This is a genomic window from Streptomyces sp. NBC_00028 (genome assembly GCF_045041065.1).
Classification (GTDB): domain Bacteria; phylum Actinomycetota; class Actinomycetes; order Streptomycetales; family Streptomycetaceae; genus Streptomyces.
The window spans coordinates 3,057,831-3,072,151 of record NZ_CP108293.1; the positions used below are offsets into that span (position 1 = coordinate 3,057,831).

The following is a 14,321-nucleotide window of genomic DNA, read 5'->3' on the forward strand; positions in this document are numbered from 1 at the left end:
GGTCAGGCGGGCACCCTGACCCCGGCCAGGTTCTCGATCATGCGGCGGGTGCTGGGGCCGACGACGGCCGCCCACGGCTGCGGGGTGTCGGTCAGCCAGCCCGCCACGCGCGCGGCGAAGCCCGGGATCCGACGGCCCAGATCGACGAGCGCGCGGTCGAAGCGAGCCGCTCCGTCCGGGGTTCGGACGAGCAGGAGGCCGATGCGATGGACAAGGTCGCGCAGAGTGTCGCCGTCCTCTCCGTGGGAGGCAGTGGCACGCAGCAGCGTCTCCAGTACGGCCGGCGCCCGCTCATGCCCCAGCAGGTGGGCGAGCAGTTCCCGACGCAGGGGACGCGAGGCGGGGTTGCCGGGGGTGGCCAGTACGGTGGCCAGCGCCGACCGCACCTCCTCGGGGCCGTCCTCCAGCAACCCTGTGACCAGGGGGAACAGCACGGCCCGGGTGCCCGGCCCCTGGTCGAGGCGCCGGTCGACGTACGCGGCCACGTCCGCCGCGGTCTCCGGGCGCTGCTCCACGGCCTCCCGCACGAGTGCGGCGATCCGACGAGCCGGCGTGGGCAGGGTGACGTCGGCGAGCGTGCGCAGCGCCTCTCCGGCGCCGGGTCGGCGCAGCCGGGCGCGGAAGGCGTCGAGCACCGGCTCCGGGTGGGTGGTGAGGGCGGCGACCAGGGCGCTCGGCGGGAACTGCGGGTCGCCGGCTGCGAAGTGGCCCAGGGCCTGCGGGAGATGACGGGCACGCGTGCGTGGATCGCGGACGAGGAGTGCGAGCGCGCCGCCGTGCAGGGTGCAGTCGGCGGGGCGGGCGAGGAGGGTGAGGGCGGCGTAGCGGAGCAGTTCGCGGTCGGCCTCGGTGGTCACGTGCGGGGCGGCGCGCAGGCCGTACGCCACCGCCGCGACCCGCCGGTCGGGCCGTTCGTCGTGCGCCCACCGGTCCACCGCCCGGCACACCGCCGACGGCTCGTCCTCCGCGAGCCCCGCCAGCAGTTCGTCGGCCCGCCGGTGCGCGCTGTCGACCAGTACCTCCGTCAGATCGTCCAGGGCCAGCCGCCGGTGGGTGTGCAGCAAGGCCTGCGCCGCCTTGGCGACGGTCGCGTGCGGGGTCGCGGGCAACGGGCGCTCGTCGTCGAACCAGCCGGTGAGATGCGGCTGTACGGCGGTGGGGGCGTCGGCGAGGAGTCGCGAGGCCGCGTCCAGGAAGCGGGGGCCGGTGTCCTGCGGGGGGCCGTCGGCCAGGACGAGCCGTCGAAGGAGGTCGAAGAGGGTTACCGGCGGGAGGGGGAGGGCCAGCCAGAAGGTCGGCGGGAAGTGGGAGGTGGTGGGGCGTTCACCCTCGTGTTCATCCTCGTGTTCCTGCTCTTGTCGCTGTTCCCGCTCCCGGCCCCGCCAGTCGACCACCCGGTCCGCCAGCAGCCGCAGCACCCCCGTGTACGGGGTCGCGTCGGGCACTCGGAGCAGGGACTCGCTGAGGAGACGGGCCGCCCACCAGGAGTGCGGGTCGGCGTCCAGTGCCTGGATCAGTTCCTCCAGACGGAGGGCGAGGCTCGGGGTGCCCTGCTGGCGGGCGAGGAGGAGCAGGGCCTGGACGACCGGGCCGATGCGGTGGTGCGGGACGGGGAGCGGGTGGTCGTCGGTCGGGTGGGTACGGCGGCGGTGGACGAGGGCGCGCAGAGCCTCGTCCAGGTCGAGGTGGACGCCTTGGATCCAGTCGGCGAGTTCCTCGTGGGCGAAGCGGTAGCCGCTGCCGGCGGGGACGAGGAGGCCCTCGGTGAGGACGGCGGAGGCCCAGCCGGTGCCGCCGCCGAGCCGGGCCGGGGCGGGGCCCCAGGGGAACACCGCCTCGAACGACTCCCGGTCCAGTTCGCCCTGGCCGGGGCCGAGGCTGCGGCGGGCGGCCTCGTGCACCTGGCCGGAGACCCTGGCCGCGAGGCGGCGTACGGCGGTGCCGCGCAGGCCGTTCTCGGCGGCCAGGCGCACGGCGGTACGGAGGCACATCAGGTCGAGGTAGGCCGAGAAGACGTCGTCGCGGTCCACGCGCGCGTGCGGGGCGTCGGCGCCGGGGAGGGCGGCACGGACCTCGGCGAGGAGACGGAGGGTGAGGGGGTGGCGGGCGTCGGGGTCGCGCAGGGTGCCGTCCGGGATGCGGTAGCGCGCGCGTGCGCTGCGGGCCTCGTCGTCCTGGAGGTCGGTGAGGTGGACGCACGGGGTCTCAGCCCTGCCTGTACCTCCATCCGGAGGCTCGCTCACCCCTTCGAAGCCACCGCCCTCAGCACCCCCGTACAGCATCTCCCCCGGAAACGCCGCCCCCGCCGCCTCCCAGTACTCCGCCCGGCACGCCACCACCAACCGCGCGCCCGACTCACGCAGCCACCGCGCGGTGCCGTCGGTCCACTCGGGGAGGCGGTGGGCCAGGACCGGCGGCATCTCCTCGGGACCGTCGAGGAGCAGGAGCAAGGAGCGGCCCGCGGCCCGGGACAGCCGGGCGAGCCGGGTGGGGGTGAGGTCACCCAGGTCGCTGACGTGCGCGGAGCGGGAGGCGGCGACGATCCTCGCCGCGCGGGTCAGCGCCCGGCTCGCGGCGTCCGCCACCGAGGTGTCCTCGTCCCTCAGGTCGGCGCCGCGCAGCCAGAGGGTCGGCGCGGGGTGGGCGCCCCGGTCACGGCGGGCGGCGAGGGAGGCCAGTTCCGTCGTACGACCACTGCCGGGTTGCCCGACGAGCGCGAGGACGGCGGCGTCGCTCTCGGCGAAGGCGGCGAACTCCGCTGCGGTGGCCGCCCGTTGGACCGGTTCCACCGGGCCGGCACCGAGGGGGCCGACGGGGTCCGCCTGCGCTCCGCCGACGTATCCGGCCAGTGTCCCGGGCGGCCCGTCCTGGCCCACCGACGTGGCCGTCAGTTCCAGGACGCCCGCGAGGTTGAGGTCGGTGCCGTACGCCGGGACGGTCGCCGCGTTCTCGGCGAGCAGGGCGGCGAGGGGGCCGTCCGGGGGCGGGAACAGCGGGACCGCGAAGCCCGCCTCGCGTCGGCCGCTCTGGAGGGCGGTGCCCAGCACTCCGAGCACCGCACCGGTCGCGGCGTCCAGCACGGGCCCCCCGGCCGCCCCTCCCCCGAGCCGCAGCGCGTCCTGCCCCGCCGTGCCGATCGCCAACTCCAGTACGTCGTCCAGGAGATGGAAGCGATCCGTCGCCGTGTACGTCACGGAGGCCGTCCCGAGCACCCGCGCCTCACGCCAGCGGCCTGCGGCGATCCGCACATAGGCGCCGGTCTCCACCCCGTCCCGCCCGCCGACCGGCAGCGGGTCGACGCCCAGGCCCTCGGTGCGCACGAGCGCCAGGTTCAGCTCGGGCAGGGCGGTGACCGCGTCGGCGGTGACCACGCAGTGACGGTCCTCGGCGGCCTGGAGCAGCAGCCTCGGCAGTCCGTCGACGGTCTCGTGACTGGTGATCACCGTGCCGTGGTGGTCGGCGACGAAGCCGGTGCCGCGCGGGCGTCCGGCGAGGTCGTGCACACGGACGAGCGCGTGCGCCGGAGGGAACTCCCCCTCATGGCCCGCCCCCGAGTCATGGGGGGCGTCCGGCGTTGGGTTGCCTGCCGGGTCCCCGCCGAGGGGTGGGCCAGGCGTACCGCTCGGGGTCGGACGTGTGCGGGCGCCTGCGGCCCGCGAGCCCCGTCCCGCCATGGTCGAACCTCCCCGCCGTGCCCCTGCCCGTGCCGCGGGACCGCCTCTCGGCCGGCCGGTCGGCCAAATCCGTCCGGTCCGCGGGACAGGCCCGTCTTCGACGGTAGGCACCGGCTGATCGGCGGGACAGATCGCGCGATGAACGCGCCCCCTTCCGCTCCCCCGGTTCACTCCGAGCGCCTGCCCGGACGGGTGAATGGACGGGGTCGGTTGGATACACCCTAGGGGTGGGGGAACCGAGGGGGGACCGTGGAGCGGCGGAGTACTCCGTGACCGCCGCTCCACGGGTGGAGCGCCACTCGGCGGCTCAGCCGAAGACGGCCAGGCTCTTGGCCTTGCCCTTCTGTTCCTCGACGAGGGCGAGGAAGCGGCCCTCGGGGTCGAAGACGGCGACCGCGCCGCGGCTCGCGTACTCGTCGGGCATCTCCAGGCGTACGCCGTTCAGCAGCAGCCGGGCCCGCTTGGCGTCCACGTTCCAGCGGGGGAACGCGGCCGTGGCGGCCTCGGCGATCGGCATGACCGTCAGCTCCTGCTGGTGCTGGTCCAGGGTCTTGGCCGCATCCAGCTTGTACGGGCCGACGCGGGTGCGGCGCAGCGCGGTGAGGTGGCCGCCCACACCCAGGTCCGCGCCCAGGTCACGGGCGAGCGCCCGGATGTAGGTGCCGGACGAGCAGACCACCGACACGACCAGGTCGAGGACGGGGGTGCCGTCCTCCGCGACCGCGTCCCGGACGTCGTACACCGCGAAGGACGAGATCCTGACCGGCCGCGCGGGGATCTCGAACTCCTCGCCCTCGCGCGCCCGCTTGTAGGAGCGCACGCCATCGATCTTGATGGCGCTGACCTTGGACGGCACCTGCATGATGTCGCCGCTCAGCTTGGCGATCCCGGCGTCGACGGCCTCGCGGGTGACCTTCGAGGCGTCGACCGACCTCGTGATCTCGCCCTCGGCGTCGTCGGTCAGGGTCGTCTGGCCGAGCCGGATCGTGCCCAGGTACTCCTTCTCGGTGAGGGCGAGATGCCCCAGGAGCTTCGTCGCCTTCTCGACGCCGAGGACGAGCACGCCCGTCGCCATCGGGTCGAGGGTGCCGGCGTGGCCGACGCGGCGGGTCCTGGCGATCCCGCGCATCTTGGCGACCACGTCGTGCGAAGTGAAGCCCGACGGCTTGTCGACGATGACAAGCCCGTCGGGCGTAGTGCTCTTCCGGTTCATTCGGAGGTTTCGTCCTCGTCCTCGTCCGGCTTGCGGTACGGGTCGGCCTCACCGGCATAGGTGGCGCCGGCCGAGACCTCGCGCACCTTCTCGTCGGACTGGCGGGCCTTGTCGAGGAGGTCCTCGATGGTCCTGGCGTTGTCCGGCAGGGCGTCGGCCACGAAGGTGAGCGTCGGGGTGAACTTCACGCCCGCCGCCGCGCCGACCGCGGAACGGAGCACGCCCTTGGCGCTCTCCAGTCCGGCCGCCGCCGCCGCTCGCTCCTCGTCGTCCCCGTACACCGTGTAGAAGACGGTCGCCTCCCGGAGGTCGCCCGTGACCCTGGTGTCCGTGATGGTGACGTGGGTGCCGAGCCGCGGGTCCTTGATCCCGCGCTGCAGCTTCTGGGCCACCACCTCCCGGATGAGGTCCGCCAGCCTCTTCGCCCGCGCGTTGTCGGCCACTGGTCCGTCTCCTTAAGTACTTATCTCTTGCTTCTGCTTCAGTCTTCGTCGCTGTGGAGCCTGCGTCGAACCGAGAGCAGTTCCACCTCGGGCCGCCCGGCGACCAGCCGCTCGCAGCGGTCCAGTACGTCGGTGAGGTGGCCCGTGTCCCCGGAGACCACCGCGAGCCCGATCTCGGCCCGGCGATGGAGGTCCTGATTGCCCGTCTCCGCCGCGCTCACCGCGTACTTGCGCTGGAGTTCGGCCACGATCGGACGGACGAGTGAGCGTTTCTCCTTCAGCGAGTGAACGTCGCCGAGGAGAAGATCGAAGGACAGAGTCCCCACATACATGTGTGTCCGGATGCCCGCCGGTTCGGGGTACGGGCGCCGCTCTTGGACGCCGATACGGGAACCGTACACGCAACGGCCGGGGCCGATCGACGGATATTACGTCCGCCGATCGGCCCCGATCGCGTGCTACGACGATCAGCCGCGCGGCTTCTCGCGCATCTCGTACGTCGCGATGACGTCGTCGATCTTGATGTCGTTGAAGTTGCCGAGGTTGATACCGCCCTCGAACCCTTCGCGGATCTCGGTGACGTCGTCCTTGAAGCGACGCAGACCGGAGATGTTGAGGTTCTCCGCGATGACCTTGCCGTCGCGGACGAGTCGAGCCTTCGTGTTGCGCTTGACCTCGCCCGAGCGGACCAGGACACCGGCGATGTTGCCCAGCTTGGACGACTTGAAGACCTCGCGGATCTCCGCCGTGCCGAGCTCGACCTCCTCGTACTCCGGCTTGAGCATGCCCTTGAGGGCCGCCTCGATCTCCTCGATGGCCTGGTAGATCACCGAGTAGTACCGGACGTCGACGCCCTCGCGCTCCGCCATCTGCGCCGCGCGGCCCGCGGCGCGGACGTTGAAGCCGATGACGATGGCGTCGGAGCCGGTCGCCAGGTTGATGTCCGACTCGGTGACCGCACCCACGCCGCGGTGCAGGATGCGGATGTCGACCTCGTCGCCGACGTCGAGCTGGAGCAGCGAGGACTCGAGAGCCTCCACCGAACCGGACGCGTCGCCCTTGATGATGAGGTTGAGTTCCTGCACCAGACCGGCCTTGAGGGCCTCGTCCAGGTTCTCCAGGGAGAACCGGACACCCCGGCGGGCGAAGTTGGCGTTGCGCTCACGCGCCGCGCGCTTCTCGGCGATCTGGCGGGCCGTGCGGTCCTCGTCGACGACGAGGAAGTTGTCGCCGGCGCCGGGGACGTTGGTGAGACCCAGGACCAGGACGGGGGTCGAGGGACCCGCTTCCTCGACGTTGTTGCCGTTGTCGTCGAGCATCGCCCGGACACGGCCGTACGCGTCGCCGACCACCATCGTGTCGCCGATGCGCAGCGTGCCGCGCTGGACCAGGACCGTCGAGACGGCACCTCGACCGCGGTCGAGGTGGGATTCGATCGCAATACCCTGCGCGTCCTGCTCCGGGTTGGCCCGCAGGTCGAGCGAGGCGTCCGCGGTGAGGACCACGGCCTCCAGCAGGCTCTCGATGTTGAGGCCCTGCTTGGCGGAGATGTCGACGAACATGGTGTCGCCGCCGTACTCCTCGGCCACCAGCCCGTATTCGGTGAGCTGACCGCGCACCTTGGTCGGGTCGGCGCCCTCAACGTCGATCTTGTTGACCGCGACGACGATCGGGACGTCGGCCGCCTTGGCGTGGTTGAGCGCCTCGACCGTCTGCGGCATGACGCCGTCGTTGGCCGCGACGACCAGGATCGCGATGTCGGTCGACTTCGCACCACGGGCACGCATGGCGGTGAACGCCTCGTGACCCGGGGTGTCGATGAAGGTGATCTTGCGCTCTTCGCCGTTGACCTCGGTCGCGACCTGGTACGCACCGATGTGCTGCGTGATACCGCCGGCCTCACCCGCGACGACGTTCGTCTTGCGGATGGTGTCGAGCAGTCGGGTCTTACCGTGGTCGACGTGACCCATGACGGTCACGACCGGCGGACGGACCACGAGGTCTTCCTCGTCGCCCTCGTCCTCGCCGAACTCGATGTCGAAGGACTCGAGCAGCTCGCGGTCCTCCTCCTCCGGGCTGACGATCTCGACGACGTAGTTCATCTCGCCGGCGAGCAGCTGGAGGGTCTCGTCGGAGACGGACTGCGTGGCAGTGACCATCTCGCCGAGGTTCATCATCACGGCGACGAGCGAGGCCGGGTTGGCGCCGATCTTCTCCGCGAAGTCGGTGAGGGACGCACCGCGCGACAGGCGGACGGACTGTCCGTTGCCGCGAGGCAGCATCACGCCGCCGACCGACGGGGCCTGCATGGCCTCGTACTCCTGGCGCCTCTGCCGCTTCGACTTGCGACCACGACGCGCCGGACCGCCGGGACGGCCGAACGCACCCTGCGTGCCACCACGGCCACCGGGACCACCCGGACGACCGCCGAAGCCGGGACGGCCACCGCCGCCGGGACCACCCGGACCACCGGGACGACCGGCGAAGCCGCCGCCACCGCCACCGGGACCACCGGGACGACCGGCGAAGCCGCCGCCGCCACCGCCTCCGGGACGACCGGCGAAGCCGCCGCCGCCACCCGGACGACCGCCGCCGCCACCGGGGCGACCGCCGCCGCCACCGGGACCACGGCCACCGGGGCCACCGCCGCCGGGACGCGGGCCGGCAGCAGGACGCTGCGGCATCATGCCGGGGTTGGGACGCGGGCCGCCGGGGCCGCCGCCGGGACGGGGACCGCCCTGCGGACGAGGCATGCCGCCCGGGGTCGGACGCGAGCCACCCGGGGCCTGCGGACGGGGACCGCCCGCCGCACCCTGGGGACGGGGACCGCCCTGGCCCTGCGGACGCGGGGCGCCGCCGGGACGCTCACCGGGGGCACCGGGGCCGCCGGGACGCGGGGCACCGCCCGGACGGGGCGCCTGCGGGCGCGCCATGCCGGTGGAGCCACCAGAGGTGAAGGGGTTGTTGCCCGGACGGGGACCGGCCGGACGGGCACCGGGACGCGGGGCCTGGCCACCCGGACGCGGAGCGCCGGGACGGTCGCCACGGTCACCACGGCCCTGGCCGCCCTGACCGGGACCGCCGGCGGGACGCTGGCCACCCGGACGCGGAGCCTGCTGGCCGGCCGGACGCGGGGCGCCCGGACGCGGGCCGGAGCCCTGTGCGGGAGAACCCTGCGCGGGAGCCGGCGCGGCGGGAGCCGACGGGGGCGCCGTGAACTCGGGCGTGGTCGGAGCCGGGGACGCCGGCGCGGGGCGCGGCGCGGGCTTCGGGCCCGGGGTGGGACGGGGGCCGGAAGGCGCCGAAGCGGCGGGAGCCGCGGGCGTCTCGGCGGCGGCCGGCTTGGGAGCCGGCGGGCGCGGGGCGGCCGGACGGGCAGCCTGCGCCGGAGAGGGGGCGCCCGGCTTCGCCGGGGCAGCCTTGCGCGGGGCGGGCTTGCCGCCTCCGTTGCCCTGCTGGAGGGCGTCCGTCAGTTTGCGGACGACGGGCGCTTCGATGGTCGAAGACGCCGAACGGACGAATTCACCGAGTTCCTGGAGCTTGGCCATGACGACCTTGCTCTCAACCCCGAACTCCTTGGCGAGTTCGTATACCCGGACCTTAGCCACTTCGCTCCTTTTAGGTCCGGGTTGCGTCCGGACCGTCGCTACTTCATGGGCGTACTCATCGCGTGCTCATCGAGTGCTCATCGCAATCTCGACCTACTTCCAACTCGCGGGGTACCAGGGCCGCACGGGGGTTCCGTACGACGCTCCTTGCGGTGTTGCCTGCTCAGCAACTGTCTGTCTGCTCGACGTACTGGCGCAACGCCTTTACGTCGAGCGCTCCCGGGGCGCGAAGCGCCCGCGTGAACGCCCGGCGGCGTACCGCCTGGTCGAGACAGACCAGGGCGGGGTGCACATAGGCGCCCCGGCCGGGCAGCGTACCGCTTGGATCGGGGACGCATGCGTCCTTGATCGCCACGGTACGCAGCAGATCGGTCTTGGCCGCTCGCTGCCTGCACCCCACACAGGTGCGTTCAGGGCATGCGCGGGCGCGCGTCCGGCCAGACACTGCTAAGTCTACCTCCCCGTACCGACCTCACCCCTTTGGGGCAGGAATCGAACGGTTGTTGTCGTGATCTAAGCCAAGCTCGGCTTGGATCTATTCCCCGGCTTATTCCCCGGACTGCTCGGTGTCGGGCCGGATGTCGATGCGCCAGCCGGTCAGACGGGCCGCGAGGCGGGCGTTCTGCCCTTCCTTGCCGATCGCCAGGGACAGCTGGTAGTCCGGCACGGTCACCCGCGCGGAGCGGGCCGCGAGGTCCACGACCTCCACCTTGGAGACCCGGGCCGGGGACAGCGCGTTCGCCACCATCTCGGCCGGGTCGTCCGACCAGTCGACGATGTCGATCTTCTCGCCGTTCAGCTCACCCATGACGTTGCGCACCCGGCCGCCCATGGGGCCGATGCAGGCGCCCTTGGCGTTGAGTCCGGAACGGGTGGACCGCACCGCGATCTTCGTACGGTGACCGGCCTCACGTGCGATGGCGGCGATCTCCACCGAGCCGTCGGCGATCTCCGGCACCTCGAGGGCGAACAGCTTCTTCACCAGATTGGGGTGCGTGCGAGAGAGGGTGACGGACGGACCGCGCACGCCCTTCGCCACCCGTACGACGTACGACCGCAGCCGCATGCCGTGCTGGTAGGTCTCGCCGGGGACCTGCTCCTGCACCGGCAGGATGGCCTCCAGCTTGCCGATGTCGACGAGCACGTTCTTCGGGTCGCGGCCCTGCTGCACCACACCGGTGACGATGTCGCCCTCGCGCCCGGCGTACTCACCGAGCGTCGCGTCGTCCTCGGCGTCGCGCAGCCGCTGCAGGATGACCTGCTTGGCGGTGGTGGCGGCGATACGGCCGAAGTCGGACGGGGTGTCGTCGAACTCGCGGGGCTCCTGGCCCTCTTCGAGGTCCTCGGGGTCTTCCTTCGCCCACACGACCACATGGCCGGATTCCCGGTCGAGGCGCACGCGCGCGTGGCGGTGGCTTCCCTCGGTGCGGTGGTAGGCGATGAGGAGGGCCGACTCGATCGCCTCGACCAACAGGTCGAAGGAGATCTCCTTCTCCCGTACCAAGCCCCGCAGGGCGCTCATGTCGATGTCCACGGCTACGCCTCCTCTTCCTTCTTGTCCTTGCGGTTGAACTCGACCTGGACGCGCGCCTTGTCGATCTCGGCGAAGCCGAGCCTGCGGCCGGTGGCCTTGCGGCCCTTCACTCCGGGCACCTCGACGTCCAGACCGTCGTCGTCGACCGTGAGGATCCGGGCCACCAGTTCCCCGCCCTCGGCCAACTGGAACTTCACCAGCCGGTCGACGGCGCGGACGTAGTGCCGGTGCTCGGTGAGGAGGCGCTCCGCGCCCGGGGTGCCGACCTCGAGGGTGTACTCGCCCTCGCCCATCGCGTCCGTCTCGTCGAGCTTCGCCGAGAGCGCGCGGCTCACATCGGCGATGGCGTCCAGATCGGCGCCCTGGTCGGAGTCGACGACGACACGCAGCACACGCTTTCGTCCGACGGAGTCCAGTTCGATCTCTTCGAGATCCAGTCCCTGGGAGGTGACGAGCGGTTCCAGGAGCTCTCGCAGCCTCTCGCTCTGGGTGGTGCTCATCCGGGTGACTCCTCGGCCGCGTGTGCTGTTGTGGGAAGGTCGCGTGTCTGGTCAAAGGGTATCCGGTCCGAGGGACTGTTGCCGTCCATCGTGCGCCCCTCGGGGCCCGCGGGCGGTGCCGATGAGTGGCTGCGGACCGGCGCGCGGGTACCGTGATCACCGGCGGGGCCGCCCTCCCCGCCCGTGTGTTCGTACGAGCCCCCGAGGACGTCTGCCGTGCCGTACCCCCCGCCGCCGCGCACCCCCTCGGGGCCGCGCAGAAGAACCCTCCTCGCCTCGGCCGCCGGAGCCGCCCTCCTGGTGGGCTGCACCTCCGGATCCGGCGACTCCGACTCCGAGGAGAGCACCGGAGGCAGCCCGTCGGTCGCCGAGCGGGCACGCACGCGTGCGGCGCGGGACAGCCGCGGGATCGTCGAGCACTACGACGCCGTCCTCGCCGCCCATCCCACGCTCACGGACCGCCTGTCACCGCTGCGGGCGGAGGCCGTACGGCACGTGGAGGCGTTCGGCGCGACGGGGTCGGCGGGCGCGACGGCTTCGGCTTCGGAGTCCGCGTCCGCGTCCGCGTCCGCGTCGGCGAGCGGGACGGGGGCGCCGACGCCGGCCGTCGCCGTGCCGGTGAACGAGAAGGACGCCCTGGTCGAACTCGCCACCGCGGAGCGGGTGCTCGCGGACGCGCGGGCGAAGGCGCTGCTCGACATGCCGGGCGAACTGGCCCGGCTGCTGGCCTCGGTGGCCGCGGCCGGGGCGGCGCACGCCTATCTGCTGACGGAGGGGGCCAAGTGAGCGACAAGGAAGAGAAGCGGGCACTGACCGCGCTCCAGGCGGCCCTGGCGGCCGAGCACGCCGCCGTGTACGGCTACGGCGTCGTCGGCGGGCGGATCCGCGAGGGCCGGCGCACCGAGGCGCGTTCCGCCTACGACGCCCATCGCGCCCGGCGGGACGTACTGGTCCGCGAGGTGCGGGACCTGGGCGGCAAGCCGGTCGCGGCGGCGGCCGGATACGCGCTGCCGTTCCCGGTGCCGGACTCGGAGGCGGCCGTACGGCTGGCCGCCGAGCTGGAGGACCGGGTCGCCGGGGTGTATTCCGACCTGGTGCGGGCAGCCGTGGGCGAGCGGCGCACGCTGGCCACGGAGGCGCTGCGGGAGGCGGCGGTGCGGGCGGTGCGCTGGCGCGGGGAGAGCGTAGCCTTCCCTGGTCTCGCCGAGCGGGCGGCGACGGCCACGGCCTCGGCTTCAGCGACGGCGACGGCCGCGCCGGCTCCTACGGCGTAACGCGTACGGGAAGGGAAGATCTCGGGTATGGCTTTCGAACCGCCGCGGCGTCTGGTCAGGGCGCTCGGTGAGACGGCACCTGATGGTGACGACTGGTTGGAGAAGCTGCCCGAGGCGGCTCAGCAGGCCGTCGCGCTACGCGAGTTGAGCGTGGAGCGGGTGCAGGTGCCCGGCGGTCGCAGCAGCCTGGTGGTCCTGGTCCGGCGCGCCGACGGCACGCCCGCCGTGCTGAAGCTGGCCCCGCCGCGGTTCCGGCCGGAGGCGGAGCGGGCGGCGCTGGCGCACTGGGACGGGCTGGGCGCCGTACAGCTGCTGGAGCCGTTCGCGGGGGAAGGCGTGCTGCTGCTGGAGCGGTTGCATCCCGATGTGTCGGTGCGGTCGCTGCCCGAGGCGAAGGCGTTGCTGGAGGCGGCCGGTACCTTGCGGCGGCTCTGGGTCGAGCCGCCTGCCGGGCACACGTTCGAGACGGTGGCCGAGCGGACGGGGCGGCAGGCCGAGGCGATGCGGGCGACCGCGTCGGGCCTGGCCGAGGTCGGTCCGCTGGTCTCCGCCGCGGTGGCCGCGCGGGCGGAGCTGCTGGCCGCGCCGCCCGAGGAGCGGTTGCTGCACGGGACGTTCCGGCAGAGCAAGGTGCTGGCCGGGGAGCGGATGCCGTGGCTGGCGGTGGGGCCGGATCCGGTGGTGGGTGAGTGTGCGTTCGATCTCGCGCGGCTGGTGCGGGACCGGGTGGAGGACCTGATCGCCTCGCCGTCGGGGGCCTCGATCACTCGGCGGCGGGTCAAGCGGCTCGCGGAGTCGTTGGACGTGGATCAGGAGCGGCTGCGGGGGTGGACGCTGTTCCGGGCGGTGGAGTCCGGGGTGCGGGCGCTCAGGGTCGGCCGGGCCCAGGACGCGGAGCTGTTGCTGGAGTTCGCGGGCTGGTTGTAGCCGGGCCGCCCTGGGAACGGGAGCACGCCCCCCTGCCGAGAGCCTTCGCAGGGGGGCGTGGCGGGTCCGGCCGACGTGCCTCCCGAGCCAGCCGACCGGAGTCTCACGGGGGCGGTGCCTTCTCGCCGGGGCGCGGGGGCCGTGCCGGGGGGCGTGCCGGGGGGCGTGCCTCGGCGGGCCTGGTGAGCAGCATCCCCTCCAGTGCCAGCAGGCGGGTGTGCCGGCGGAGATGGGCCGCCTGTTCGGTGGCCGGGGGGCTGTCCGCGGCCAGGGGGTGCGGCGCGTACGGGGTGTGGGCGAACAGTGGCAGGTCGGTCGGGTGCAGCCGCCAGGACAGCTGCCGCCCGCCCGCCTCGATGCGCAGCCGGTGGACGCCGTCGGGGCCGGCGTCGCTGTCGGGGGTAAGGACGGCGCTCGCGGGGTGCAGCGCGGCCAGCCAGGCCAGCAGGTGTGCGTGGTCGAGCCGGACGCGGGTCAGCTCCCGCTCGTAGGAGTCGGCGTGGCGCTGCCAGCGGTCGCGTTCCCGACGGCAGTCGTCGAGGTCGCGCCGGTCGGGGCGGGGCACGCGGCCGGACCGCAGGGCGCGGCACAGTGCGGCGGCCGTCCGTCCCAGCGGGCCGGGCGCCCCTGAACCGCGGGCGTCCTTCTCCTGGGGCGGGGCGAGCGGAGGGGGCGTGGACATGAGGTACTCCGGTGACGGTGAACGGTTCTCAGCGAGGGGCGTCGGCCGTGGCGGCACGGGCGGCTGCACTCGGGCGGGTTTCGTCGGTACGGTCGCGGGTGGATCCGGTGCGCCGGTACCGGCCGGCACCGCGGGCATTGGCGTCCCGGCAGGCCTCGTCGACGAACTCGCCCCGCCGCAGGTGCCGTTGGTAGGCGGCCCGAGTACCGCAGGGCGCGAGCCGGGGGCCCGGGTTCCGGGCGTCCCGCTCCTGCCGGCCGTCGCCGGACCGCCCCGGTGGGGGCTTCCGCGCATCCGTGGGGTCGCCGGGCCGGCCGGACGGTGCGTCGCCGACCGTCCGGGGAGAAGGGACGGCGGGCCGCTCGCTCCGGCCGCTGCCGGTCGGCCCGGCTATCGACCGGGCGGACTTGTCGCGGAACAGCACCGCTTGCGGAGCGTCGCCCACGCACCCGGCGGCTCGCTCCGG

Annotated in this window: 13 protein-coding genes; 3 read left to right on the top strand and 10 right to left on the bottom strand. The window is 73.4% G+C overall.

What is annotated here, in order from left to right; genetic code table 11:
• Window positions 1-2 precede the first annotated feature (2 nt).
• The 8 genes from OG885_RS13300 to rimP form a co-directional block, all read right to left on the bottom strand.
• A complete protein-coding gene (locus tag OG885_RS13300) occupies window positions 3-3,674 on the bottom strand; it encodes a trypsin-like peptidase domain-containing protein (RefSeq protein ID WP_405730615.1) in 3,672 nt (1,223 codons plus the stop codon).
• 307 nt (window positions 3,675-3,981) lie between these two features.
• Window positions 3,982-4,887: a tRNA pseudouridine(55) synthase TruB gene (truB, locus tag OG885_RS13305; protein WP_405730617.1), complete on the bottom strand. Its 906-nt coding sequence runs from the start codon at window positions 4,885-4,887 to the stop codon at window positions 3,982-3,984.
• The gene (gene rbfA, locus OG885_RS13310) at window positions 4,884-5,330 is read right to left on the bottom strand and encodes a 30S ribosome-binding factor RbfA (protein WP_405730619.1); all 447 of its coding nucleotides are present in this window, start codon (window positions 5,328-5,330) and stop codon (window positions 4,884-4,886) included. The genes truB and rbfA overlap by 4 nt, the downstream gene beginning before the upstream one ends.
• A gap of 38 nt (window positions 5,331-5,368) precedes the next feature.
• Window positions 5,369-5,662 carry a DUF503 domain-containing protein gene (locus tag OG885_RS13315; RefSeq protein ID WP_018531172.1) on the bottom strand — a complete coding sequence of 98 codons (294 nt, stop codon included), beginning with the start codon at window positions 5,660-5,662 and terminating at the stop codon, window positions 5,369-5,371.
• Window positions 5,663-5,797: 135 nt separating this feature from the next.
• On the bottom strand, window positions 5,798-8,938 hold the full coding sequence (infB, locus tag OG885_RS13320; RefSeq protein ID WP_405730622.1) for a translation initiation factor IF-2: 3,141 nt from the start codon (window positions 8,936-8,938) through the stop codon (window positions 5,798-5,800).
• 163 nt (window positions 8,939-9,101) lie between these two features.
• Window positions 9,102-9,383, bottom strand: coding sequence for a YlxR family protein (locus OG885_RS13325; RefSeq protein WP_079313065.1), 282 nt, complete (start codon window positions 9,381-9,383; stop codon window positions 9,102-9,104).
• A 102-nt stretch (window positions 9,384-9,485) separates the two neighbouring features.
• Complete coding sequence (gene nusA / locus OG885_RS13330) at window positions 9,486-10,472, bottom strand: transcription termination factor NusA (protein ID WP_405730624.1); 987 nt, start codon at window positions 10,470-10,472, stop codon at window positions 9,486-9,488.
• 2 nt (window positions 10,473-10,474) lie between these two features.
• Entirely contained in the window at window positions 10,475-10,972 is a 498-nt protein-coding gene (rimP, locus tag OG885_RS13335) for a ribosome maturation factor RimP (RefSeq protein ID WP_399966026.1), read from the bottom strand.
• A gap of 216 nt (window positions 10,973-11,188) precedes the next feature.
• Here rimP and OG885_RS13340 point away from each other — a divergent pair, with 216 nt between their 5' ends.
• The 3 genes from OG885_RS13340 to OG885_RS13350 are packed head-to-tail and all read left to right on the top strand — an operon-like array spanning window position 11,189 to window position 13,173.
• Window positions 11,189-11,758 carry a hypothetical protein gene (locus tag OG885_RS13340; RefSeq protein WP_405730626.1) on the top strand — a complete coding sequence of 190 codons (570 nt, stop codon included), beginning with the start codon at window positions 11,189-11,191 and terminating at the stop codon, window positions 11,756-11,758.
• A complete protein-coding gene (locus tag OG885_RS13345) occupies window positions 11,755-12,246 on the top strand; it encodes a ferritin-like domain-containing protein (RefSeq protein WP_405730628.1) in 492 nt (163 codons plus the stop codon). Before OG885_RS13340 ends, OG885_RS13345 begins: the two co-directional genes overlap by 4 nt.
• A gap of 27 nt (window positions 12,247-12,273) precedes the next feature.
• Window positions 12,274-13,173, top strand: a complete 900-nt coding sequence (locus tag OG885_RS13350) for an aminoglycoside phosphotransferase family protein (RefSeq protein ID WP_405730630.1) — start codon at window positions 12,274-12,276, stop codon at window positions 13,171-13,173.
• Window positions 13,174-13,276: 103 nt separating this feature from the next.
• Here OG885_RS13350 and OG885_RS13355 read toward each other — a convergent pair whose 3' ends face one another.
• The gene (locus OG885_RS13355; protein WP_405730632.1) at window positions 13,277-13,855 is read right to left on the bottom strand and encodes a hypothetical protein; all 579 of its coding nucleotides are present in this window, start codon (window positions 13,853-13,855) and stop codon (window positions 13,277-13,279) included.
• A gap of 28 nt (window positions 13,856-13,883) precedes the next feature.
• Entirely contained in the window at window positions 13,884-14,300 is a 417-nt protein-coding gene (locus OG885_RS13360) for a hypothetical protein (RefSeq protein ID WP_405743200.1), read from the bottom strand.
• Between the last annotated feature and the right edge of the window lie 21 nt (window positions 14,301-14,321).

Bases quoted from the DNA above. Each gene is read 5' to 3' on its own strand.
- OG885_RS13300 (WP_405730615.1), bottom strand. From the start codon at position 3,674: ATGGCGGGACGGGGCTCGCGGGCCGCAGGCGCCCGCACACGTCCGACC.
- OG885_RS13350 (WP_405730630.1), top strand. From the start codon at position 12,274: ATGGCTTTCGAACCGCCGCGGCGTCTGGTCAGGGCGCTCGGTGAGACG.
- OG885_RS13355 (WP_405730632.1), bottom strand. From the start codon at position 13,855: ATGTCCACGCCCCCTCCGCTCGCCCCGCCCCAGGAGAAGGACGCCCGC.
- rimP (WP_399966026.1), bottom strand. From the start codon at position 10,972: ATGAGCACCACCCAGAGCGAGAGGCTGCGAGAGCTCCTGGAACCGCTC.
- OG885_RS13315 (WP_018531172.1), bottom strand. From the start codon at position 5,662: ATGTATGTGGGGACTCTGTCCTTCGATCTTCTCCTCGGCGACGTTCAC.
- truB (WP_405730617.1), bottom strand. From the start codon at position 4,887: ATGAACCGGAAGAGCACTACGCCCGACGGGCTTGTCATCGTCGACAAG.